The sequence below is a fragment of the Hoeflea sp. 108 genome (assembly GCF_000372965.1).
In the GTDB taxonomy this organism is placed as follows: Bacteria; Pseudomonadota; Alphaproteobacteria; order Rhizobiales; family Rhizobiaceae; genus Aminobacter.
This window is the reverse complement of record NZ_KB890024.1, coordinates 3,204,954-3,227,666: the sequence shown is the minus strand read 5'-3', so window position 1 is coordinate 3,227,666 and position 22,713 is coordinate 3,204,954. Positions and strand designations below refer to the sequence as shown.

14 protein-coding genes are annotated in these 22,713 nt (G+C 65.4%); 6 read left to right on the top strand and 8 right to left on the bottom strand.

All coding sequences use genetic code 11. The features are described from left to right. Positions 1 to 11 precede the first annotated feature (11 nt). Both B015_RS0115905 and B015_RS0115900 read right to left on the bottom strand, forming a co-directional pair. A complete protein-coding gene (locus B015_RS0115905; RefSeq protein WP_040456263.1) occupies positions 12 to 1,409 on the bottom strand; it encodes an NCS2 family permease in 1,398 nt (465 codons plus the stop codon). A 61-nt stretch (positions 1,410 to 1,470) separates the two neighbouring features. Further along, a complete protein-coding gene (locus B015_RS0115900) occupies positions 1,471 to 3,261 on the bottom strand; it encodes an adenine deaminase (RefSeq protein ID WP_026227346.1) in 1,791 nt (596 codons plus the stop codon). A gap of 104 nt (positions 3,262 to 3,365) precedes the next feature. On the opposite strand from B015_RS0115900, the gene B015_RS0115895 reads away from it, so the two are divergent. After that, positions 3,366 to 4,304 carry a LysR family transcriptional regulator gene (locus tag B015_RS0115895; RefSeq protein ID WP_018428709.1) on the top strand — a complete coding sequence of 313 codons (939 nt, stop codon included), beginning with the start codon at positions 3,366 to 3,368 and terminating at the stop codon, positions 4,302 to 4,304. 121 nt (positions 4,305 to 4,425) lie between these two features. Here B015_RS0115895 and B015_RS31015 read toward each other — a convergent pair whose 3' ends face one another. The 3 genes from B015_RS31015 to B015_RS31010 form a co-directional block, all read right to left on the bottom strand. Further along, the gene (locus tag B015_RS31015) at positions 4,426 to 5,109 is read right to left on the bottom strand and encodes a DUF1194 domain-containing protein (RefSeq protein WP_018428708.1); all 684 of its coding nucleotides are present in this window, start codon (positions 5,107 to 5,109) and stop codon (positions 4,426 to 4,428) included. Positions 5,110 to 5,271: 162 nt separating this feature from the next. Next, the gene (locus B015_RS0115885; RefSeq protein ID WP_085941098.1) at positions 5,272 to 5,973 is read right to left on the bottom strand and encodes a hypothetical protein; all 702 of its coding nucleotides are present in this window, start codon (positions 5,971 to 5,973) and stop codon (positions 5,272 to 5,274) included. Positions 5,974 to 6,094: 121 nt separating this feature from the next. Continuing rightward, entirely contained in the window at positions 6,095 to 7,081 is a 987-nt protein-coding gene (locus tag B015_RS31010; RefSeq protein WP_018428706.1) for a DMT family transporter, read from the bottom strand. Positions 7,082 to 7,361: 280 nt separating this feature from the next. Here B015_RS31010 and B015_RS0115875 point away from each other — a divergent pair, with 280 nt between their 5' ends. Continuing rightward, positions 7,362 to 9,200 carry a BTAD domain-containing putative transcriptional regulator gene (locus tag B015_RS0115875; protein ID WP_245262190.1) on the top strand — a complete coding sequence of 613 codons (1,839 nt, stop codon included), beginning with the start codon at positions 7,362 to 7,364 and terminating at the stop codon, positions 9,198 to 9,200. 263 nt (positions 9,201 to 9,463) lie between these two features. On the opposite strand, the gene B015_RS0115870 is transcribed toward B015_RS0115875, so the two are convergent. After that, positions 9,464 to 9,703, bottom strand: a complete 240-nt coding sequence (locus tag B015_RS0115870) for a DUF1344 domain-containing protein (RefSeq protein WP_018428704.1) — start codon at positions 9,701 to 9,703, stop codon at positions 9,464 to 9,466. Between the two features lie 576 nt (positions 9,704 to 10,279). On the opposite strand from B015_RS0115870, the gene B015_RS0115865 reads away from it, so the two are divergent. Together B015_RS0115865 and B015_RS0115860 are read left to right on the top strand one after the other, a co-directional pair. Next, the gene (locus B015_RS0115865; RefSeq protein WP_026227344.1) at positions 10,280 to 11,500 is read left to right on the top strand and encodes an efflux RND transporter periplasmic adaptor subunit; all 1,221 of its coding nucleotides are present in this window, start codon (positions 10,280 to 10,282) and stop codon (positions 11,498 to 11,500) included. Beyond that, positions 11,497 to 14,694 carry an efflux RND transporter permease subunit gene (locus B015_RS0115860; RefSeq protein ID WP_018428702.1) on the top strand — a complete coding sequence of 1,066 codons (3,198 nt, stop codon included), beginning with the start codon at positions 11,497 to 11,499 and terminating at the stop codon, positions 14,692 to 14,694. Before B015_RS0115865 ends, B015_RS0115860 begins: the two co-directional genes overlap by 4 nt. A gap of 12 nt (positions 14,695 to 14,706) precedes the next feature. Here B015_RS0115860 and B015_RS0115855 read toward each other — a convergent pair whose 3' ends face one another. Continuing rightward, positions 14,707 to 15,120 (bottom strand): VOC family protein, encoded by a 414-nt coding sequence (locus B015_RS0115855; RefSeq protein ID WP_018428701.1) that lies wholly within the window; start codon positions 15,118 to 15,120, stop codon positions 14,707 to 14,709. Between the two features lie 78 nt (positions 15,121 to 15,198). Then, positions 15,199 to 15,987 (bottom strand): response regulator transcription factor, encoded by a 789-nt coding sequence (locus B015_RS32210; RefSeq protein ID WP_018428700.1) that lies wholly within the window; start codon positions 15,985 to 15,987, stop codon positions 15,199 to 15,201. A gap of 25 nt (positions 15,988 to 16,012) precedes the next feature. Here B015_RS32210 and B015_RS0115845 point away from each other — a divergent pair, with 25 nt between their 5' ends. Beyond that, positions 16,013 to 18,196: a sensor histidine kinase gene (locus B015_RS0115845; RefSeq protein WP_018428699.1), complete on the top strand. Its 2,184-nt coding sequence runs from the start codon at positions 16,013 to 16,015 to the stop codon at positions 18,194 to 18,196. A 205-nt stretch (positions 18,197 to 18,401) separates the two neighbouring features. Next, positions 18,402 to 22,670, top strand: coding sequence for an autotransporter domain-containing protein (locus tag B015_RS0115840; RefSeq protein ID WP_018428698.1), 4,269 nt, complete (start codon positions 18,402 to 18,404; stop codon positions 22,668 to 22,670). Positions 22,671 to 22,713 lie beyond the last annotated feature (43 nt).

Genomic DNA, 22,713 nt, shown 5'->3' with positions numbered 1-22,713 from the left:
CGCCAGGGGTGCTACTGGATCTGGGCGACGAGAGCGGCCGCGAGCAGTGCGACGAACCACATGATCGGCCTCACTTCGCCGGCCTTGCCGACGACCAGCTTGAGCAGCACATAGGCGATGATCGCCAGGGACAGGCCGAGCGTGATCGAAAAGGTCAGCGGGATCAGCACGATGGCGAGAAAGGCTGGAATGGCTTCCTCGGCATCCGTCCAGCGGATGCGGCCCATCGGCTCCGACATGAACAGTCCGGTCAGGATCAGCACCGGTGCGGTGGCGATGGCTGGCACCAGCGACAGCAACGGCGACAAAAACAGGAAGGGCAAAAACAGCAGGCCGGCGACAAGGGCGACGAGGCCAGAGCGGCCGCCCTGCGCGATGCCGGCGCCCGATTCCAGGTAGACGGTCGCCGGGCTTGTGCCGAGTGGGGCGGAGATCAGAGCAGCCACGGCGTCGACATGCATCGATTCCTTGATGTTGCGCGGCATGCCGTTCTCGTCCTTGAGGTTGGCGGCTTCGGCCAGCCCGAGAAAGGTCGACAGCGCCTCGACGAAATTGGTGAACAGGAACACGAAGATGAACGGGATGTAGGCGACCTGCAGCGCGCCGAGCAGGTCGACCTGCCAGAGGAAGCTGAAATCAGGCGCTGCCGACAGGCCGCTCCAGTTGACGAGCGTGGTCACGTCGGGCGTCTCTGGCGAAAACGCGCTGCCATTGCCCCACCAGCGGCCGATCGGGATCGAGATCAGCGTCGTCAGGATCATGCCGGCCATCATGGCGCCGGGCACGCGCCTGATGACCAGCCCGACCGTCGCGATGAAGCCGGCGATGAAGGTCAGGGTGACGGGGTTGAAGGTGGTCAGGCCGACGATGGTGTCGGGGTTGGAGACGATGAACTTGGCGTTGACCAGGCCGATCAGGGCGATGAACAGGCCGATGCCGCAGGCAATGCCGTAGCGCAGGTCGGTCGGGATCGCCTCGATGACGGCGCTTCTGAGATTGAGCACCGCCATGATGGTGAACAGCACGCCGGCCCACAGTACGCAGCCGAGCGCGATTTCCAGCGGCACCTTGGCGCCGATGACCATGGTGTAGGCAAACAGCGCGTTGATGCCCATGCCCGGCGCGACGAGGATCGGGCTGCGCGCATAAAGCCCCATCGCGCAGCTGCCGATGAAGCTGACCAGGACGGTTGCGGTGACGCCGGCCGAGAACGGAATGCCAGCATGGGCGAGGATCGAAGGATTGACGACGATGACATAGGACGCGGCCAGAAACGTCGTCAGGCCGGCCAGAATCTCGGTCCGCATGGTGGAGCCGAGCCTGGTGAACTGAAAATGGCGGTCGAGGACGGCGTGCAGCCAGGATGGCTGCACGCTCGCACTCGCCGGGATGTGCGGCTGGTAGTTCATGTATTCCTCCCCTTATTGTTGGTTCCGACGCGGCCGATTGGCCAAAGCCGGGCAGCGCTCCTCACTCCGCTGCCACAGCCCTTTCCTGGTCGAGGATCGGCGACGTCACCGTCAGGTTGACGCAGTCGATCACGCCCAAATCGGTGATGGCGTAGTCGGGAATCGCCGTGATCTGAAGCACGAACATGTACATGAAAGGCCAGGGCAGATCGCAGCCGAGGCTGCGCGCCGCATCGTCCAGCCTCCCTTCAATGGCGGCCATTTCCTGCGGTTCCATGTCGGAGACGATGCCGCCGATGGGAAGATGGAGGAATTCGAGGATTTCTCCGTCCTTGACCACCACCTGTCCGCCATTGTTGGCGATGAGATGGTTGATGGCGACCGTCATGTCCTCGGGATTGGTGCCGACGCAGATGATGTTGTTGTCGTCGGGCGCGGTCGAACTGGCGATGGCGCCTGACGTGAGGCCGAAGCCCGAGGTGAAGGCGACCGGCCGGTGTTGGGTCTTGCCATAACGCTCGACGACGGTGACGTACTGGATGTTCTGGCCGGGATCGGCGAGCACGCGGCCATTGCGAACCGGAAGCGTCACTTCGCGCCGCGTGCGCACGAAGACCTTTTCAGGCGTGACCGCAATCGCCATGGCGCGCGCGGTGCTTCCCGTACCCTGGTAAGGCACGGCAATGTCGTCGACGGAGACCGGCGCGACCTTGATCGAACGCAGCAGCGCTTCGCTGCGCGGCGGCGGCGACAGCTCCACAGCCATCTCGCCGTCGCGGGCGGCCACCGCGCCATTGGCGATCACCGCCTCGATGCGGAATTCGCGCAGGTCGCTGACAACAAGGATGTCGGCCGAGCGGCCGGGCGAAATCGATCCGACCTTCTCGTCGATCCTCAGCGCGTCGGCGCCGTTGATCGTCGCCATCTGGATCGCCGCCATCGGCGAGATGCCCATCGAGATCGCCATGCGCACCATGTTGTCGAGATGGCCGCGGACAAGGATGTCGCTCGCCACCACATCGTCGGTGCAGAAGCTGATGCGGCGCAGCGCCTTCACGCCCATCTCGGTGACGATGCGCAGATTGTCGGACAGGAAGTGCGAGATCGACGATTCCCTGACCACGACATGCATGCCGGCGCGCAGCTTCTCCAGCATTTCCTCGGGCGTGTAGCTTTCATGATCGGCGCGCACACGCGCCTGCTGGTAGCCGTTGAGCCGTGCGCCGCGCGTCATCGGGCAGCAGCCGAGCACCGGAAGCCGGCTCTTCTCGGCGATCTCAAGCGCCTTCAGCACATCGGGGTCTTCTTCCTGGATGAACTCGCGCACCGTCTCCCAGACGCCGACGCATTCCGGCCAGTGATGGGTCGCGGCATGGTCGGCCGGCCCGAAATAGTGGCCGACGGTCGAGCGCGGCATCGTGTATGGCGTCTTGCACGGCGCGCCCCAGAATACCTTCAGTGGCGTCTGCTTGGCCTCGTCGAGGAATTCCCGCGCCGCCGCAGGACCCCCGACCACGATGATCTGGTCGAGCCCGGTGACGATCGAGGTCGTGCCCAACGGCACCACGGCCTTGGCGAAGCTGGTGATCGACAGCTTCGAGCATTCGACATGAAGGTGCCCGTCGATCATGCCGGGGCAGAGATATTTGCCCGTCGCGTCGACGATCTCGGTGTCGGGACCGATATGGTCCGAGATGTCGCCGATGGCGATGATGCGGTTGCCGTAGACGGCGATGTCGGCCTGGTAGATTTCCTCCGACACCACGTTGACCAGCTTGCCGCCGCAAACGGCCAATGTCGCCTTGGCTTCCCGCCCCGACGCCGCACGTATGAATTCCCTGATATCAGTCAAACGAACCTCCCTGGTTGAGGGGAGTATTTCGAGCCGGCGGCGTTTACACAATTGGCCGAAGTGGGCTATTTCTTGGACAGATCATCCAATGGATTGGACGAAATATGGACCTGTCGGTCATCGACTGTTTCGTGAAAGTTGCCGACGCAAGGTCGATCTCGGCTGCCTCGCGGCTGCATCGGCTGCCCAAATCGACGCTCAGCCATCGCATCCGGCAGTTGGAGGACGAGTTTGGCATGGAGCTGTTCGTTCGCGAGGGCCATCATCTCCACGTTACCGATGCCGGATCCGAGCTGCTCCGCCACGCCCGACGCATCCAGGCAAGCTGCGAGGACGCGGCGACCGCACTTGCTGAGATGCGCCAGGAGGTGGCCGGCACGTTGCGCGTCGGCTCGACCGGGGAGTTCGGCACGACCATCACGTCGGAACTGCTCTATGCCTTCCGCCAGCAATATCCGCAGGTCAATCTGGACGTGGTCTTTTTGACCTCGAGGCAACCGTTTTCCGACGTGACCGAACAGGCGCTTGACGGCATCTTCCATTGGGGCGAGCCGTCCGACGTCGACTACATCAGCCGCCGCCTGTCGACGGCATCCTACGGCCTCTACGCCAGCCCCGATTATCTCGCCCGCCATGGAACGCCCGAGACGACAGAGGAACTCAGCGCCCATCGCGGGCTGATCTTCCGCCAGCCGACCAGGCCGCAATCCTGGTATCTGGCGCAGAACGGCCGAAACGAGATCGATATCCTGCCGGCCGCCAATTGCACCGCCAATGACTACTGGACGCTCAAATATTTCGCCGTCGCGGGCGAGGGGCTTGCCTATCTGCCGGGCTTTTTCGTCGAGACCGAATGTGAGAACGGCATCCTCGTTCCGGTGCTGCCGCAGTGGCGTTCGCCGGAAACCGCAATCAACCTCATCTACTCGCGCCGCCGCCACGTCTCGCGCCGCTTCAAGGCCTTCGTCGAATTCTGCATCGAATTCTACCGGGGCCGCGAAGGTAGGCGCATCCCGCGCTATTACGTCGAGAAGGTTGGATGATGGCCGGAATTGCCCGGGCCTGATCGAGGCCGTTGCAATTGGCCAGGTCGGGCGAGAGCGCGCCTGGATCTGGCCGATCCGTGGCCGAAACCGGCGAGTGCGACACGCCGGCCAGGACCGTTCATGGGGCTCCGGCGGAAGCCGTGGGGTCGATGGCCATGCTGATTTCAGTCACCAGCTTTCGCCGGAGGGCTGCTGCGTAGTCGCCCGAATCCTTCAGCGCGACCACGAATGCCTGCGGACCGCCGATGACCGCGTCGGCGAAATAGGATGCCAGGTCGGGTGTCTCGCCTTTTGTCGGAATGGCGATCGCGTTGATCGTGTATCCCTTGGCGACCGCCCTCAGCCTGCTCGACTGAACCGGAAGTCCGTCATTGTTTTCGCCATTGCTGGAGATGTCGATTACCTTCCTGACGGCCTGTCCGGGAAACTGGTCGAGCAGCAGGCTTCCCATGTCGATGGCCGAGGAAACGGAGGTTCTGCCGCGCCCGCCACGGCTGGAACCGGTGTCGCCCTTGTCGTCGATCACCGATGCCGCCGCCTCGGCATCTTTCAACGAGCAGATCCTCGTCCACGGCAGCACGATGCGCGAGCGCCCGGCACTCGACCATTCGAAATAGGCGATGCCGATACAGCCGAGATAGTTGCGCGTGATGGCGGCAATGATCTCGGGCGAGGTGAGGGCTGCGGCATGTCCCTCGCGTTGCAGCCTGGCGATATCGGGGTCGATCGAGGACGAGAAGTCGACCGCGAATACGACGGCGACGTCGACGTCGGCTGAATGCGCCGGCAGGCTCCAGGCCATCGAAAGCGTGAGCGCGCCGGCCAGTCTCGACGACACTCCGGGTCGCCTGGTCGGCCTCGAGACTGGCTGACTTGCGGGATCATGTGTCGCCCGAGGCCGATGACCGGCTTGCCGGCGCGCAATTCCGAACATGGCACTCTCCCTTTCCACGCCGGCTGGCGATCAATCTTGATGTTCGGAGATCCGGCGAGGGACCTTGGTCCCGGCGTCGAACAGCAGCAGGTCGGCCTTGGCCCACAGGACGTAGCAGCCGAGCAGGGCTACCGGCATGGCCAGCATCGTGGCGGATTCGCCCGACCAGACCTGCGGCAAGGCCGCGCCGAGGGCGAGGGTCGTTGCCAGCATTGCCGGCAACCTGCTGGCGAGCACGGCGCTGCGAAACGGGTCGGGCCAGGTGGCCGGCCACACCGGAACCCGCTCGCCCGGCCGATGGAAGGCGCTGCCGAATTTCCCCAGCGCATGCAGCAGCCCGGAGGTTGCCGCAAGCAGCACATCGCCAAGCAGCAGCAAGGCGATGCCGAGTCCTATTGCTCCTATGCCCGAGAGCAGGTCGCCCAGCCGGTTCAACGCCGCGTCGGGAGCGTCCGGCCTTGCCCAGGCCTGGTGATAGACTTCGCCGCCCCAAAAGAAGACCAGCGTCGTCAGCGTCAACGCGACAGCGCCGTGGCTGCCGGCGAAATAGGCGGCCACCGACGCCATGATCGTGTTTTCGTCCGGCGCGCCGGCGGGCGCAGTGGCAAGCTGGACGCCAAGGCCGACAACAAGGCCGAGGGCATTGCCGCAATTGTAGTAACCGCCCGGGCCGCTCATGCGGGCGCGAAGTGACGACACCAGTTGTGGATGAAGAGCTGCCAGCGAGGCCATCACGGCGCCCTCGCGATGCGTTTGGCCGCCGTCTGCCCTGTCGTCGCCGGCAAACAGGTCCCGGGCGCAGGCGGACGAAGTCTCGTTGCGGTCTGCGTTGCCGGGGCGATCAGCAAGGCAATCATGGCGTTCCTCCCTTCTGGAACTGCCGAGTTGGCGGTGGGGCGATCGGGCTTGCCGGCACCGGGATCGGTCCGGGCAGGCGCGGGGCCGCAAAGGACCTGAGGGGATCGATCCGCCGTGGCGCGGCTGTCGGCGGCGACCGGCCCGACATCGCCACGGACAGGATCGCGGCAAGCACCATCGCGGCGCCCAGCGCAGCCAGGGCCGAGGACCGCTCGCCGAGAAAGATCGCAGCACCCATCGCCCCGAAGACGCTTTCGGCACTGACGATCACCGCGGCATGGCTCGCGGAGGTGAAGCGCTGGGCTGCCGTCTGCATGCCGAAGGCGATTGCCGTGGAGAAGATGCCGAGGACGGCCAATTCCGGGCCGGCCGCAAAGGCTGCGGCCGGCGACAGATTGCCAAATGTCGCCCCGACCGGGAGGGCGATGGCGGCGACGCTGAGAAACTGCACCGCTGCGGCGGTGAACGGACGCCCATGGGCCTGCATGTGACGGCCAAGCTCGATCATCCAGAGCGAATAGCAGGCGGCCGACAGGAGAGCCGTGAAGTCGCCGGCGCCAAAGCCTGTTATCCCGCCCGACAAGAGCAGGGCGCCGGCAACGGTCAGGCCGGCTGCGATGGCAAGGCTCGCCGGCCGTTCGCCGACCAGCAGCCATGCGGCGAGAGGGGTCATCACCGTGGCCGTGCTGATCAGGAAGCTTGCATTGGTGACGGAGGCGCCGAGATAGCAGAGCTGCTGGAGCGCGATGGCGACGACAAACAGCAAGCCCACCCTGGCGAGGCTCGAAAGATGACCCGGCCCCGATGGGGCGTGATGTTCGCTCGGGACGAAGGGCAGCACCAGCAGCCCGCCGATCAGGCAGCGCAGGCCGACGGCACTCAGAGCATCGAGATGAATAAGAACGGTCTTTTGCGCGACATTGCCGAAGCCCCACAAAGCGGCAGCAAGAAGAAGCAGCAGATTGGCTTGCAGTTTCGACACGGGCCCACATCGCTCTCTTGGCTATTCAAGCGACGTCTAATCGATCCCCCGTCATGACAGCGCTTGAACGGACGGGCGCTCCGTTTGCGCAGCGTTAGTTTTGAGTTAGGATTCGCCAGGGTGGAAAGCTATCGGGCACATGCACAGCGGTGATCGCGACGTAGCAACCAGAATTTCGCTCTTTGGCGGGTTCCAGATCGAAAAGGAGTCCGTCGGCCCGCTTTGGCTGACCGGAAAGCGGGGGCCCGCCATCATTGCCTATCTGGCCCGGTGTCCGGGCATGATGACGACACGGGAAAGACTGGCAGACCTGTTGTGGAGCGACAGCGACAGTGAACACTCCCGCAACAGCCTGCGACAGACCCTGAGCGTCCTGCGTCGCGACCTCGCCCGGGCAGGCCTGGATCTGATCCATTCGCGCAGGGACCTGATCGGGCTCAGACCGGAGAGGCTTCGCGTCGACGTCGAGGAGTTCGAAACGGGGCTCTCGGCACGCTCTTCGCAGGAGCTCGAAACGGTGCTCGGCTACTATACCGGGCCGTTTCTCGACGGACTATATCTTGGCAGCAATGCTTTCGACGACTGGGCGGCATCGGAGCGCGACAGGCTGCTGAACCGCGCGCTTGCGTCGCTTGAAAAGCTCGCGCGCCTCGTCGACACGGAAGCCGGGCTGGTCCTTGCCGATCGGCTGCTGGCCATGGAGCCGACGCGGGAGGCATCCTATCGGCTCAAGATGGAGCTGCTCGTTGCGTGCGGCCAGCGAGACAGGGCGTTGCGGACATATGAGGCGTGCAAGGACATATTGAAGAAGGAGCTGGATGTCGCAGTCAGCCCCGAGACGCATGCATTGTGGCAATCGTTGTCGTCAGCAGATGCCGCGCTCGCTACGATGCCCGTAAATGTCCCGGCCGGCCAACGCGCCGGACGTCCGTCCATCAGCGTGGCCGATGTCGTCAACCTGACGGGTGAGCGCGGCGACGACTTTTTTGCCAGAGGGCTCGTGCAGGACATCACCACGGCCCTCTCCGAGGTGGCCGACTATGTCGTGCTCGCGCGGCTTCCTGCCTTACCGAAGAATGGCGCGGGCGACGAAGCCAGGACGGCGGAAGCACCGCGCTCGCGCTATGTGTTGAGCGGCAGCATCCAGCGCTCGGGTGACGAGCTGAGAGTGAATGTCCAGCTTGTCGATGCCGCCAGCGGCCAGAACGTCTGGGCCCAGAAGTTCGACGGCAACTCCGAAAACGCCCTCCAGTTTCAGGACCGTATTGCACAGTCGGTGGTGCTCGCCGTCACCCTCGAACTGCAGCTGACGAACTGGAAGGTGCGTGACAAGAGCCCACCCGGCCCGCCGGAAGTGCGCAGGCTGGTGAACGAAGCGCTCATGAAATATTTCGAGATGACCCGGGACTCGCTGATGGTCGGCCTGGGGCTCGCCGAAAAGGCCTATTCGCTGCGGCACGACAATGCGCGCGCGCAGCGGACGCTCTCGGTCATAACGTCGATGGCGGTGGCGTTCGGAGCGCTGCCGCGGGAGCCCGGGCAGATCGAGCATGCGCTTGGGCTTGCGGAAGCCGCGGTGCGGGCGGTGCCTGACGATGAAATCGCCCGCTGCATCCTTTCGTTCGCGCTCGAGAGCTCCGGCCGGATCGAAGAAGCGATCGCCGAATGCCGGCACGCGATCAGCCTCAACCCAAGCTACCCCAGCGGACACGGCGATATCGCCATGCTCTTTGCCTTGCGCGGACAGGTCAACGAAGCGCTGCACGAGGCCAATGAGGCGATCAGGCTCGGAACGCATGACGTCATCGACTTCTGGCGGCATCACAGCGTGGTCATGGCAAGGTTCGCCGGCGAGGACGATCAACGCGCCCTCGAAGTTGCGCGCAAGGTCGTCAGGACCAAGCCGGGCTTCGTGCGAGGCGCGCTCTACTGGGCCGCGGCGGCATCGGCGACCGGCAACAGGGCAGAGGCGTCCCGGGCCATCCATCACTGCCTGTCACAGCTTCCGCATCTCAACCTGGGCAATGTCTGTCCCGGCTTCGTGCCGCGCTACGTCAAGGATCTGCACCACGCAAGGTTCCTCGAAATGCTGTCGCAGGCCGGTCTTCCGAGCGCCTGACGCGGAGAGCAGCCCTGGGCGTCACCCTGGCAAGGTCGTTGCGCAGGCTGTTTGCGCAATCGGAAACGGCTCTTGGCATCCCGGCATGGCCGCCTTGCCGTGTCTGCAATCGAGAGAGCTTGCGGCGCGGCCGACGATCCTGATCCATCGTTCCACTTCGGGTCTGTCGAGGCGGCAGCGGGGGCATCGACATGCCGCCGGCAACAAGCGCCACGGGTGGGAGATCCCGTGGCGCCTGTCCTTCAATGTCGTGAGCGAGCCGGCTAGTTTTTCAGAACCGCGGTCACGCGGTCGCCTTCGCCGTTGAGCTGGATCGATACCTTCTCGCCGGCCTGGAGCGACGGCATCGCGACGTCGCGGGGCACGGTGACGCTCTTGCCATTTTCCAGGGTGATGACGCGTACGTCGTGATTGTATCTGGCGACGATGCCGTCGAGGGACGATGCGAATGCCGCGCCGGCGATGAAGATGAGGGGCGAAGCGATGAGGAGGATGGTCTTCATTGGGAGTGTCTTTCCGTTCTTGGACAATGGAGGGGTATTCCCGGCATCGCCGATGCCGGGCTTGTCCACGCCAGTGTTTTCGTGAGGTTTTGATTTCGGTCCGATGACCGGTGATGCGGGCCTGCGATCTCGCCGCAGGCCGTCGTCTTTGTCAGTGCGGCATGTTCCGTCTCCTGCCTTGTTGCCGGCCTGTTTTCGAGCCGTTGTTGAAGGCTGCGCTTTCCGGTTGCTGGAAAGTCAAGTGCGACGGTGGAGGGCAGAATCCGTCCGTTTTGCCGAAGGGGTTTTCACCACGGTTGCTCGAGCGCGGGAGCGCCTTGGCCGGTTCGCGCACCCCAGGCTGAACCTCCGCCCAACCGCACGACAGGGGCTTGGCGGTGTGGAGATCGGCCGTCCGTCTTGTGACCGAAACGATGATTCGTCCTTGATCGAAGGTCCGTTTCAGCCGCGTCGCCGGCAAATTTCAAGCCGTCGCAGAAGGCGGTTGACCTTCCCGTTGCTGCAAACCCTAGCGTCGCAAATCATCAGCGGCGTCCATTGCGGACGTCGCGCAATCTGTCGGCGGGGCCGTTTCGAATGACTGGGAAGACGAGAACGATGTTGGTGGCGATGGCGGCGCTGGGCGGTGCTGCGTGGTTTGCCTATCCCGATGGCCTGCCGACCCATGTCAGGCAGGCCCTGGCATCAGGTGAGACGGAACAGGGCGTGCCATCGCCGCCGCAGGTGCCGGTGGCGGAGGTCGTCGTCAGGGTGCTTGCGCCGTCGTCGGAATTTACCGGCATCATTGCGGCGGCCAGGACGGTCGAGCTGCGCCCGCGTGTCGGCGGAAGCATCGAGACGGTCAGCGTGCCCGAAGGCGGGCTCGTCGAGCGCGGCCAGCTGCTCTTCCAGATCGATGCCCGGCCGTTCGAGGTCGCGCTCCAGAATGCCGAAGCGCAGTTGCGCCGGGCGCGGGTTCTGCTCGACCAGGCCAGCGTCGACCTCGATCGTTCGCAACGCCTGGCGCCCAAAGGGGCGATTTCCGAAAAGACATTCGACGACGATGTCGCGCGAAAGCGCGAGCGGGAGGCGCAGGTCGAGGAGGCGAAGGCCGTCGTCGCCGCAGCCCGGCTCGATCTCTCCTATACGCGCGTCACGGCACCGATCTCCGGCCGCGTCGACCGCGTGCTGGTGAGCGAAGGCAACCTTGTCACCGGAGCTGCGGGGGCCGCCACGCTGCTTACCACCATCGTCTCGGTCGACCCCGTCCATGTCTATTTCGACCTCGATGAAGCGACCTATCTGCGCTTCCGGGGCGAGGGTCGGCCCGATGCCGCGGGGGCGGCACCTCCTGTTACTGTCGGGCTCACGGCGGAGAGTGGCTTTCCCCACACGGGCAGGCTCGATTTTCTCGGCAACCGCGTCGACCGCGCGACGGGCACGATCAAGGCCCGCGCTGTGCTCGCCGATCCTCAGGGGCAGCTGACGCCCGGCTTGTTTGCGCGCGTCAGGCTTGCCACGGCTGCCGCCCGCGAAACCGTGCTGATCGACGACCAGGCCGTCGGCACCGATCAGGGCCGTCGTTACGTGCTGGTGCTTGGGGCTGATGACACTGTCGAATACCGGCCGGTCGAGCTCGGGGCGATGCGCGAGGGCCTGCGTGTCGTCGAGCAGGGGCTCGGCAAAGGCGAGACGATCATCATCAAGGGGCTTGTACGGCCGGGCATGCAGGTGACCCCGAACCGGATCGCCATGGCGCCCGATGCGGCGCTCGATCCTGCACGGGCGGCCGGCGGCGCGCAGGAGGCACGTCGATGAGCCTGCCGCATTTCTTCATCAACCGGCCGATCTTTGCGATCGTGCTGTCGGCCCTGATGCTGATCGCCGGTGCCATCGCTTTGTTCCGGCTTTCGCTCAGCGAGTATCCCTCCGTCACGCCGCCCACCATCCAGGTCTCGGCCAGTTATCCCGGCGCCAATCCCGCGGTGATCGCCGAAACGGTCGCATCGCCGCTCGAGCAGTCGATCAACGGCGTCGAGGGCATGCTCTATATGAGCTCGCAGGCGGCGACCGACGGGCGGATGACGCTCACCGTCACCTTCGCCCAGGGCACCGACCCTGACATGGCCCAGATCCAGGTGCAGAACCGCGTGTCGCGGGCGCTGCCGCGCTTGCCCGAAGAGGTTCAGCGCATCGGCGTGGTCACGCAGAAGACCTCGCCCGACATCCTGATGGTGGTCCACCTGGTGTCGCCCGACAAGCGCTACGATCCCTTGTATATTTCCAATTTCGCCAGCCTCCAGGTGCGCGACACGCTCGCCCGCCTGCCCGGGGTGGGCGACGTCGTCGTCTGGGGGGCGGGCGAATACGCCATGCGCGTCTGGCTCGACCCCGCCAGGGTGGCGGCGCGCGGCATGACGGCGGGCGACGTCGTTGCCGCCATTCGCGAACAGAACGTGCAGGTCGCAGCCGGATCGGTCGGCCAGCAGCCGTCGCAGGCGGCCAGCTACCAGGTCACCGTCAGCACGGTGGGGCGGCTGACCAGCGAGGAGCAGTTCGGCGAGATCGTCATCAAGACGGGTGAGGACGGCCAGGTCGTGCGCCTGCGCGACGTCGCCCGGATCGGGCTCGGCGCCGACGCCTATGCCCTGCGCAGCCTGCTCGACGGCGAGCCGGCGGTGGCCATGCAGATCATCCAGCGCCCGGGCGCAAACGCGCTCGACGTCTCGAGCGCGGTGCGCGCCGAGATGCAGCGCCTGCAGGGCGAATTTCCCGACGGCCTGGAATATCGCATCGCCTATGATCCGACCGTCTTCGTGCGGGCATCGCTCGCAGCAGTCATGACGACCTTGCTCGAGGCGATCGTGCTGGTCGTCATCGTCGTCGTGCTGTTCCTGCAGACGTGGCGCGCCTCGATCATTCCGCTGGTAGCGGTGCCGATATCGCTCGTCGGCACGCTGGCGGTAATGTATCTGCTGGGCTTCTCGCTCAACACGCTGTCGCTGTTTGGCCTGGTGCTGTCGATCGGCATCGTGGTCGACGACGCCATCGTCGTCGTCGAGAATGTCGAGCGCCACATCGGTCTCGGCGAAACACCCAAGGAAGCGGCCCGCAAGGCGATGGACGAGGTGACGGCGCCGATCATCGCCATCACCTCGGTTCTGGCGGCCGTGTTCATTCCCTCGGCCTTCCTGTCGGGCCTGCAGGGCGAATTCTACCGGCAGTTCGCGGTGACGATCGCCATATCGACGGTGCTTTCGGCGATCAATTCGCTGACGCTGTCGCCGGCACTGGCAGCGGTGCTCTTGAAGCCGCATCATGGCGGCGCCCGCCGCGACTGGCTGACGCGCGGCATCGACTTCCTGTTTGGCCGGTTCTTCGCCCTGTTCAACCGCTTCTTCGACAGCGCCTCGAACGCCTATGTCGCGACCGCGCGGCGCGCCATCCGCATCAGCGGCGTCGTCTTCGTCGCTTATGCGGGCCTGCTTGGCGCGACCTATCTCGGCTTCCAGGGCATCCCCAGCGGCTTCGTGCCCGCGCAGGACAAGTATTATCTCGTCGGCATCGCACAATTGCCATCAGGGGCCTCGCTCGAGCGCACCGACGCCGTGGTCAAGGAGATGTCGAAGATCGCGCTGGCCGAGCCCGGTGTGGAGAGCGTCGTTGCCTTTCCGGGCCTCTCGGTCAACGGCTTCGTCAATCTGCCCAATGCCGCCGTGGTCTTTGCCGTGCTCGATCCGTTCGATCAGCGCAAGGATCCCTCGCTTTCGGCCAATGCGATCGCCGGGCGCCTGATGGGCAAGTACAGCCAGATTCCCGACGGCTTCGTCGGCATCTTCCCGCCGCCGCCGGTGCCCGGGCTCGGCACGACGGGCGGCTTCAAGCTCCAGGTCGAGGATCGCGCCGGTGCGGGCCTCGAAGCCCTGGCGCGCGTGCAGGGCGAGATCATGGCCAAGGCGGCCGCCGCCCCCGAGCTCGCCGGCATGATGGCGAGTTTCCAGGTCAACGCGCCGCAGGTCCATGTCGATCTCGATCGGGTCAAGGCAAAGACGCAGCATGTTGCGATGACGGAGATCTTCGAGACCCTGCAGGTCAATCTCGGCTCCCTCTACGCCAACGATTTCAACCGCTTCGGCCGCACCTATCGCGTCATCGTGCAGGCCGATGCGCCTTTCCGCGCCGAGGTGGACGACATCGCCCGCCTCAAGGTTCGCAACGCGTCAGGTGACATGGTGCCGCTTGCCGCGCTTGCCGGCATTGTCACCAGCTCGGGCCCTGACCGGGTGATGCACTACAACGGCTATCCGTCGGTGGACATTACGGGCGGGCCCGCATCAGGCTATTCGTCAGGCGAGGCGACCGCTGCCATCGAACGCATCATGGGCGAGACCCTGCCTGACGGCATGGCCTTCGAATGGACCGACCTGACCTTCCAGGAAAAGCAGGCCGGGAACTCCGCCATGATCGTGTTTCCGCTGGCTGTCCTGCTGGCCTTCCTGATCCTGGCGGCGCAATACAACAGCTGGTCGCTGCCTTTTGCCGTCCTGCTGATTGCGCCGCTGGCGCTGCTTTCGGCCATTTCAGGGGTCTGGTTGTCAGGCGGCGACAACAACATCTTCACCCAGATCGCCTTTGTCGTCCTTGTCGGGCTCGCGGCCAAGAACGCCATCCTCATCGTGGAGTTCGCCCATGAGGAGGAAAAGAAGGGCCGGGATCCCCTGGCGGCGGTGCTGGAGGCTGCGCGCCTGCGCCTGAGGCCGATCCTGATGACGTCGCTCGCCTTCATAGCCGGTGTCGTGCCCCTGGTCATCGCCACCGGCGCCGGTGCCGAGATGCGCCACGCCATGGGCGTTGCCGTGTTCGCCGGCATGCTTGGCGTGACCGTGTTCGGACTGGTCCTGACGCCGGTCTTCTACGTCGTCATCAGGCGTCTCGTGCTCAGGCGTGAAGCGACGGCGAGCCCATTCAAGGACGATCCCGTCCACGAACAGGCCCGCGCCGGAACACCCTGAGGCAGGATGAGGTCATGTGGAAAACACGCTGTCGAAGTCCTTGAAACCCTTGATCTCGATCGGGTTGCCCGAAGGATCGAAGAAGAACATCGTGCGCTGTTCGCCGGGTTCGCCCTTGAAGCGGACGACCGGCGGGATGTCGAAGGCGATGCCGGCCTTCTCCAGCCGGTCGGCAAGCGCCAGCCAGTCGTCGAGACGCAGGACGGCGCCGAAATGCGGCATCATCACCAGATGATCGCCGACCTTGCCGGTTCGCGTGATTTCAAATGGCTTGCCCAGATGCAGCGAAAGCTGGTGGCCGAAGAAGTCGAAATCCACCCAGCTGTCGGTCGAGCGCCCCTCGATGCAGCCGAGCACGTCGCCGTAGAAGCGGCGGGTGGACTCGAGATCGGTGACATGCAGGGCAAGGTGGAACAGTGATTTCATGACGTCCTCCGAGATTTCAACCGGGCCGGTCCATCCTGTCATGCCCGTGGAAAGAGCACCCGGTCAACGCCTGACGTCTCAGACGACGGTCAGCACGCCGATGAAGCGCACGCCGACCGCGTGCACGACATGCAGGGGCAGGTCCGCGCCGGCGGCGCGGGCCTTCATGCGCAGGCGGCGAAGGGCGGCGTCGAGGCGGCGGCTTTCCGGGTCGGAGCTGCTGTTGCCGAGCAGCGTGTCCATGACGTTGCGCGGCACCGTCGCGCCTGCGGCGCGGGCAAGGTGCTCCACCAGCATGGCTTCGCGTCCCGACAGGAGGATCGGCACGCCGGCCGGCGAGGTCAGTTGACGTCGCCTGAGGTCGAGCAGCCAGGGGCGTTCCACGACCGAAGGCGTATCCGGGGAGCGTTCGCCCTGGCCGGCAGGCCCTGCGGGGGCCGAGGCGGCCTGCCTGACGCGGCGTGCCAGATTGTTGACGGCAAGCGCGAGTTCTTCGCCGTCGACCGGCTTGGTCAGGTAGAGATCGGCGCCTTGCTCATAGCCCTTGATCCGGTCCTCCCGGCCGGCGCGGGCCGTCAGCATGATGACGCCCATGCGCTTGCTGGAGGAAATGACCCTGGCAAGCTCGAAGCCGCTGATGTCAGGCAGGTTGACGTCGAGGATGGCGATGTCGAAATCGTCGCCCATCAGCGTGGTGTAGAAGCCGACGCCTGAGGCAACGGCCGTCACGTCTATTGCCTTGAGGCGCAGATAGTCGGCGATGCCCTGCCGCAGGTCGTGGTCGTCCTCGACCAGGATGGCACGGATGGCGGCGGCGCGATCGTCGCGCGTCTTTGCGGCTTGTGAGGGCAGGGCAGTTGTCGTCATAAGGCTCGAAGCATTGGAATCAATAATGAGCCTGATCCACGGCCGTATCCACACTGTCATGCAAGATGAAACTGTCGCGAGGCATGCCTTCAGGCGTCGGGTCGGGCGGATCGGAACATATCTGGCCGGCGCCTGGAAGTATCTGGCCGGCATCTGGCTCGTCATTCTCCTGGCGATGTCGCCATGTCCGGCCGGCGCAGGCGAGGTGTCGGTCAGGCTCGATCCGGCCCCCTTGCAGGAGCGCCGGCTCGCGGTCCTGTCCGATCCCTCCTGGTCTCTGTCGCTGGCCGACGTGATCGCGCCGGAAAGGCAGGCGGCGTTCAGGCCGGTTCTGGGGACGAGCGTGAACTTCGGTTATACGCGAAACGCCAACTGGCTCAGGCTCGAGCTGAAGCCGGCGGCAAACGGTGCTGTGCTGTTGTCGCTGGCGCCGAATTTCCTCGATTTCATCGATGTCTATGTCGCCCGGGAGCGTGCTGGGCTGGGGGCTGCCGATTTCACGCCATACACACTCGGCGACCATCGTCCGCTTTCGGCCGATGGCCTGTCGGGCCTGCAGAACGTCGTTCCCCTGGCCCTGTCGGCCGGGGAGGTGACGGTCGTCTACATCCGCATCGCCAACTCCAATTCGTCGACGCATCTCAACATCGACATCTACCCGACGGCGGAGCTGACGACACGGACATCCGCGGCCAGCCTGCTCTCCGGTCTCTGGTTCGGCGGCATGGGGGTCCTGCTGGTCATCCAGCTGGTCTTCTTCTACTTCGACCGCAAGGCGCAGTACCCGCTGCTTGCCTTGAGCACGCTTGGCATCATGCTGGTCTATGCCGGCAATCTGGGACTGAGCAGGATGCTCCTGTTTCCTGACAATGGCGCGGCCAACGACCTGTTCATGGGCGCTTCGGCCTGGTTCGGTCTTTTTGCCAGCGCGCTTGCCTATTCCAGCATCCTGGAGCTGCCGCGGCTCGCGCCCAGGCTGCACCGCGTCTACCAGGCCAGCGCTGCCGTGGGGTTCATCGGCATCGGCTTCGCCATCTTCAAATCCAACATCGTGTTCGGGCCGATCGGCAACAATTTCGCCCTGCTGATGGGGGTGGTGAACGTGGTGCAGGGCCTGCGCACCGCAAACGAGAACGGTGCGGCAAGCCGTCTGCGCGCGGCGGCATTCTGCGTGTTGTGGATAGGCTCGGTGCTGTCGCTGTCGCAGCGCCAGGGCTATTTCGGACTGCCCAACGTCTTCTGGCATGCCTACGCGATCAGCGGCCTGGTGCAGGCGATCCTGCTCACCGGCGCGCTGGCTGTCAGGCTGCGCGCGGCCGAGGCGCTGAACAGCCACATGCGCGAGCAGGCGCTGGTCGCCGCCCAGGATGCGGAGCGGACGGCCAATGCACTGGTCGTTGAAAAGACGCGGGAGCTGGTGTCGGCACGGCAGATCGCCGAGGACGCATTGCAAGCCGAGCTTCGCTCGCAGCAGCAGCAGGTGCGCTTCATGGAGGTGATCTCGCACCAGTACCGCACGCCGCTGGCTGCGATCCGCTCCAATGTCGACAGTATCGGCATCAGCCTGCCTGCGGCCGACGAAGGCAACCTTGCCAGGGTCAGGCGCATCCAGCGCGCCATCGTGCGCCTTGTCGAAATGCTGGAGGTCAACCTGGCGCGCAGCCGCCTGCAGGGTCCGTCCTTCCGGCCCGAGATGTCCGGGGTGGCCGCCGGCGACATCGTCGTCGCCGCGGCGGCGCGGGCCCGCGACCTGATGCCCGCCGCCGATATCTCCATCGACCTGGAGCCATCGGCCCGGAGCCTCCCGGTCAAGGCGGACGCCGGAATGCTCGAGCTCGCAATCGTCAATCTCCTGGAAAATGCGGTCAAGTTCTCGGCCGTGGTGGGGGCGTCACAGGTCATCCTGTCGCTTGGCGCGGACGACGGGACCGTCCGTATCGCCGTCCGCGACCGCGGCATCGGCATTCCCGCCGATGAACTGGAGCGGGTCATGGTCCACGGCGTGAGGGGGGCGAATGTCGGCAGCGTCGAGGGCTCGGGAACGGGGCTGTCGCTGGTGTCGCGTGTCGTCACCGCGCATGGCGGGTCTGTCGGAATCGTCAGCAATGCGGACGAGGGCACGGTCGTTGAAATCGCACTGCCGCTGGCGACGGGCGGCGACCTGTTGGCCGTCGATGGGACATCCGGCGTCGGCGCCCTGGCAGGCTGATTTCACTCGACGATCACGCAGCGGCAAAATCGGCATCGTTGATGCCGCCGCGACACGGTTTTCGTTCCATTTCGTTACAACTCGTTCCATCTCGTTCCTGTCGAAGCTCGCCATTGCCTAATAAATAGACGCCCTTGAGGGTGGAATGGTCGACGGATCGGCCGTCTGCCCCGCAATTGAAATTGCATGACAAGGGGCATCGGGGATGACGACAACAGCAACACAGGCCGTGCATCGGAAGCGGCGGCGCACGGCGTTGTCCACCTTGCAGGCGCAACTGCGGATCGGCACGGCCCTGGCCGGCGTGGTGATGCCGCTGAGCATGCCCGGCGTGGCGCTGGCCGCTGACGAATGCGGCGTGCCGCTGGGCGGCGTCGTCACCTGCTCTGCCGCCGGCAACCCATATGCGTCGGGAATTGAATATACCGCCGGTGGCCAGGACCTGACATTTGTTCTGACCGCGGACGGGCTGGTCCACACGACGGCGCCGGGCATCGGCGTTTCCGTATCCGGCGCGGGCGGCGTTCTCAGCCTCGACCTGCAGGGACGTGTCGTCACCGACGCCGCCGGTGCGACTGGCGTGTCGGTCGATGCGAATGCGACGAACACGATCGTCAACGTCAACAGCATCACGTCGGCGGGCGCGGGGCTCAACGTCGTCGGCGATACCTCCATCTCCGTCACTGCCGACACGGTCGAAAGCGTCGGCCAGGGCATCGTTGCGATGACCTATGACGGTCCGGTTTCCGTCGACGCCCGTTCGATCACCACCACGGGCAACAATGCCTGGGGCATCGACGCCTTCAGCAACGGCTTCGGGACCGTAACGGTCACCGGCGATGGCCGCATCGAGACCAGGGGCAATGTCAGCCACGGCATCGGGGCCAATACCGGTGGTGCGGTCGATATCGACGTCAATTCCGTGGCCACGTTCGGTGCCGACAGCCACGGAATCTACGCCAATTCCATCGATGCCGGCCTGGTCACGGTCAATGCGGCCTCGGTCGCGACCGAGGGCGCGCGCAGCAACGGCGTGCTCGCCACGTCGGTCGGCGGCGACGTCGATGTCGAGGTTGGCGACGCCTCCACGATCGGCGACGACGCCACGGCCGTCAGGGCGAGCTCCGTCTGGGGCAATGTCGGGGTCGCCACCACCGGCCTGATTTCCACGACCGGCAGCGCAAGTCATGGCGTCCGTGCGTCGTCCACCTATGGCGGCGCGTCGGCGACGAACAGCGGCACGATGACCACGACCGGCAACGATTCAGCCGGCATGTTCGTCGAGGGGGGCGCTGGCGCGGTTTCGGCGACCAACTCCGGATCGGTGGGCACTGGCGGCGACCGCTCGATCGCCATCTTCGCCACCAGCAGCCAGGGCGATGTGACTGTCGGAAATACCGGCGTCATCTCCACGACCGGCAGCGACAGCCACGGCATCAATGCCGTCAGCATCGACGGCGCCGTGACGGTGACCAATGGCGGCACGGTGACCACCACCGGCGACGACGCGGTGGCCATCGCCGCCAAGGGCGGAAGCAAGGACGTCCGCGTCACCAATGCGGGGACATTGGGAACGACGGGAGCGAACGCCGAGGCCATCAGGGCCGAGAGCGACCAGGGCGACGTCGTCATCGGCAACAGCGGCAACGTGTCGACGACCGGCGCGAGGTCGACCGCCATCTTCACGCGTACCGGCGGCGGCGACATCACCGTAACCAGCACCGGAAGGGTGACGGCCGCCGACGGCATCGCCGTCGCCGCCCAGAGCACGCTCGGCAATATCGAGATCGACATGGCGTCAGCCGCAGCGGGGGGTGTCCGCGGCACCGCGATCTATGGCTTCTCGACAGAGGGCAATGTCGACGTCAGGATCGGATCGGCCTCGACGACCGGCCAGGATGGCTATGTCATCGACCTGCGCAGCATCGACGGCAACCTGACCCTTGTCGCCGACGAGATCAGGTCGCAGGGGGCATTTGCCAACGGCGTCTTTGCGACGACGGATACCGGCCGCATCGACCTTAGGGCGAACTCCATCGTGACTCAGGGCGAAGAAAGCCGCGGCGTTTTGGCGGAGACGACCTCGGGTCCGATCGCCATCGACGTGGGGTCGGTTGCCACCAGCGGCGACCTGGCGGATGCCATCCTCGCCACATCCGCGACGGGAGCCGTCACGGTCAATGCCCACGGCACGATCTCGACGGCGGGCTGGGGCAGCAACGGCGTCAAGGTCGAGACCGATGGCGACGTCGACATCACGGTCGCCGATATCAATACAACCGGTCGGGGCGGCAACGCCGTCACCGCGAACTCGGGCAGCGGCAACCTGACCGTCGTCGCAAACGGCACCATCACCACGCGGGGCAAATCCGCCGTCGGCATCGGCGCCTACAGCGACAGCGGGGACATTGACGTCACCGCCGGCAACATCGACACCGCCCGGGACGATGCCCACGGCATCGAAGCCTACAGCACCTCCGGCAAGGTCAAGATCGTCGACACCGGCACAATCGCCGTGCGCGGCGAAAACGCCCATGGCATCGTGGCGGGCGGCGGCGCCGGCACCACCGTGATCGCCGATTCAGTCTCGGTGTCGGGCTATAGGGCCGATGGCATCGTTCTGTCTGGCGATGGCGGCATCGAGCTTGCGCTTCGCAACCTCCACGTCACCGGCGATGGCAGCGACGGCATCCTGGCAGACACTGCTTCCGGGGCGGTACGGATCGACGTCGGCAACGTCCATGCCGCCGATGGCCGCGCCATCAGCGCCGAAACCGGCAATGGCGACACGAGCCTCCGGATTTCGGGCAAGGTGCAAGGCCACGCCGAGGAGATCGTGTATGCCGCAAGCACAGGCGATACGCGCATCGACATCCTCGCCGGCGGCGAAGTGAGCGGCCTTTACGGCACGCGCACGGCAATTGTGGCCCGCGGCGCGAACGTGCTGATCGACAATGCCGGCATTCTCAGTGCAACTTCGGTGCCGACGGTCATGGTCAACAGCGGCACCGTCAGGCTGATCAATTCCGGAACCTTCATCGGCGGCGTGTCCTTTGACGCGGGCGACGACCTCATCGTCAACAGCGGCAGGTTCGAGCTCTCCGGCACCAGCGAGTTCTGGGACGGCAACGACCTTTTCGTCAACTCCGGCGTGGTCAGCCTGCGGGACAACGCGACGCTGGCCAATCTCGAACGCTTCGACAATTCCGGACTGGTGACGCTGGCCAACAATCGCGCCGGCGAGGTGCTGACGATGTCGGGTGACTATGTCGGCATCAACGGCCGGCTGGCGCTCGACATCGACACTGCCTCGGCTGGCACGAGCGACCTGCTGGTGATCGGCGGCTCGGCCTCCGGCACCACGACGATTGCGATCAACTCGGTGCGCGGCGGCGCCTTGCTGCCGGGCCGCACGCTGACGCTGGTCGATGCGGCCGGCGGCACTACGGCGGGCGCCTTCACGCTGTCGCCGGACACGGTCAATGCCGGTTTTGCCCGCTATGCGCTCAACTACGACGCGCTTGGCAACGACTTCTACCTCTCGGCGTCTGAAGGGTTCGGCCTGTTCCAGATGCTCAAGGTCAATGAAGGCGCCCAGGCGTTGTGGCGACAGTCGGCCGACGCCTGGTCGGCGCGCACGGCGAGCCTGCGCGACCCGGCCAAGGACGGTGTCGAGCAGGGGCGCCTGTGGGCCCAGTTCTACAGCTCTGCCGACGAGCGCGACCAGGCCTATGCGGCAAGTTCCGGCGATTACGATCTGTCCTACCGCCAGAAGCATGTGGGCGGCCAGGTCGGCGCCGATCTCGGCACGATCGGCGGCGTGACCTATGGTCTGACCGGCGGTTACCTCGCCTCGGCCTTGACCTTTGCCGGCACCGAAGATCGCACCGACTACGATGCCTACAATCTGGGCGCTTATGCCCAGGGGCAGTGGGGCAACTACTTCGTCAACGCGCTGGCCAAATATGACGTGTTCGGCGCCAAGATCGACAGCGTGACAGGCGGCTTCACCGAAAAGCTCGACGGCACCGCCTTCGGGCTCCAGCTCGAGGCCGGCGCCCGCTTCGGCGACGCCAGCTTCTTCCTCGAGCCGGTTGCCAGCCTCGCCTACAGCCGGACCAGCCTCGACACGCTCGAGGTGCTGGGCGCGGCGGTCGACTTCGACAGTGCAAACAGCCTTCGCGGCAAGGTCGGCGCCCGCATCGGCGGAACGGCGCCGGTTGGCAACGGTGTGGCCACCTTCTATCTCGGCGCCCATCTGGTGAACGAGTTCGAAGGCAAGGACGGGGTGCGTTTCGTCAACGGCGCAACCAGCGCACTGGCCAACGATCCGATCGATGCCTACGGCCAGTTCCAGCTGGGCGCCACGCTGGTGTCGGGAACCGGCCTGAACGGCTTTGCCGAAGGCACCGCGTCTATCGGCAACGACTATCAGAGCTATGGGGGCCGCCTGGGCGTCCGCATGGCGTTTTGAGACCGCACAAGGTGAATGACTGAAACGCAGCCCCCGGCCTGGC

What these genes read in the sequence shown, in the direction of transcription:
- B015_RS0115845 (WP_018428699.1), top strand. Translation starts at nt 16,013, where the DNA reads ATGAGCCTGATCCACGGCCGTATCCACACTGTCATGCAAGATGAAACT.
- B015_RS0115870 (WP_018428704.1), bottom strand. Translation starts at nt 9,703, where the DNA reads ATGAAGACCATCCTCCTCATCGCTTCGCCCCTCATCTTCATCGCCGGC.
- B015_RS0115875 (WP_245262190.1), top strand. Translation starts at nt 7,362, where the DNA reads ATGATGACGACACGGGAAAGACTGGCAGACCTGTTGTGGAGCGACAGC.
- B015_RS0115860 (WP_018428702.1), top strand. Translation starts at nt 11,497, where the DNA reads ATGAGCCTGCCGCATTTCTTCATCAACCGGCCGATCTTTGCGATCGTG.
- B015_RS0115885 (WP_085941098.1), bottom strand. Translation starts at nt 5,973, where the DNA reads ATGGCCTCGCTGGCAGCTCTTCATCCACAACTGGTGTCGTCACTTCGC.
- B015_RS0115855 (WP_018428701.1), bottom strand. Translation starts at nt 15,120, where the DNA reads ATGAAATCACTGTTCCACCTTGCCCTGCATGTCACCGATCTCGAGTCC.
- B015_RS0115840 (WP_018428698.1), top strand. Translation starts at nt 18,402, where the DNA reads ATGACGACAACAGCAACACAGGCCGTGCATCGGAAGCGGCGGCGCACG.
- B015_RS0115895 (WP_018428709.1), top strand. Translation starts at nt 3,366, where the DNA reads ATGGACCTGTCGGTCATCGACTGTTTCGTGAAAGTTGCCGACGCAAGG.
- B015_RS0115905 (WP_040456263.1), bottom strand. Translation starts at nt 1,409, where the DNA reads ATGAACTACCAGCCGCACATCCCGGCGAGTGCGAGCGTGCAGCCATCC.
- B015_RS0115865 (WP_026227344.1), top strand. Translation starts at nt 10,280, where the DNA reads ATGACTGGGAAGACGAGAACGATGTTGGTGGCGATGGCGGCGCTGGGC.
- B015_RS31015 (WP_018428708.1), bottom strand. Translation starts at nt 5,109, where the DNA reads ATGGCCTGGAGCCTGCCGGCGCATTCAGCCGACGTCGACGTCGCCGTC.
- B015_RS32210 (WP_018428700.1), bottom strand. Translation starts at nt 15,987, where the DNA reads ATGACGACAACTGCCCTGCCCTCACAAGCCGCAAAGACGCGCGACGAT.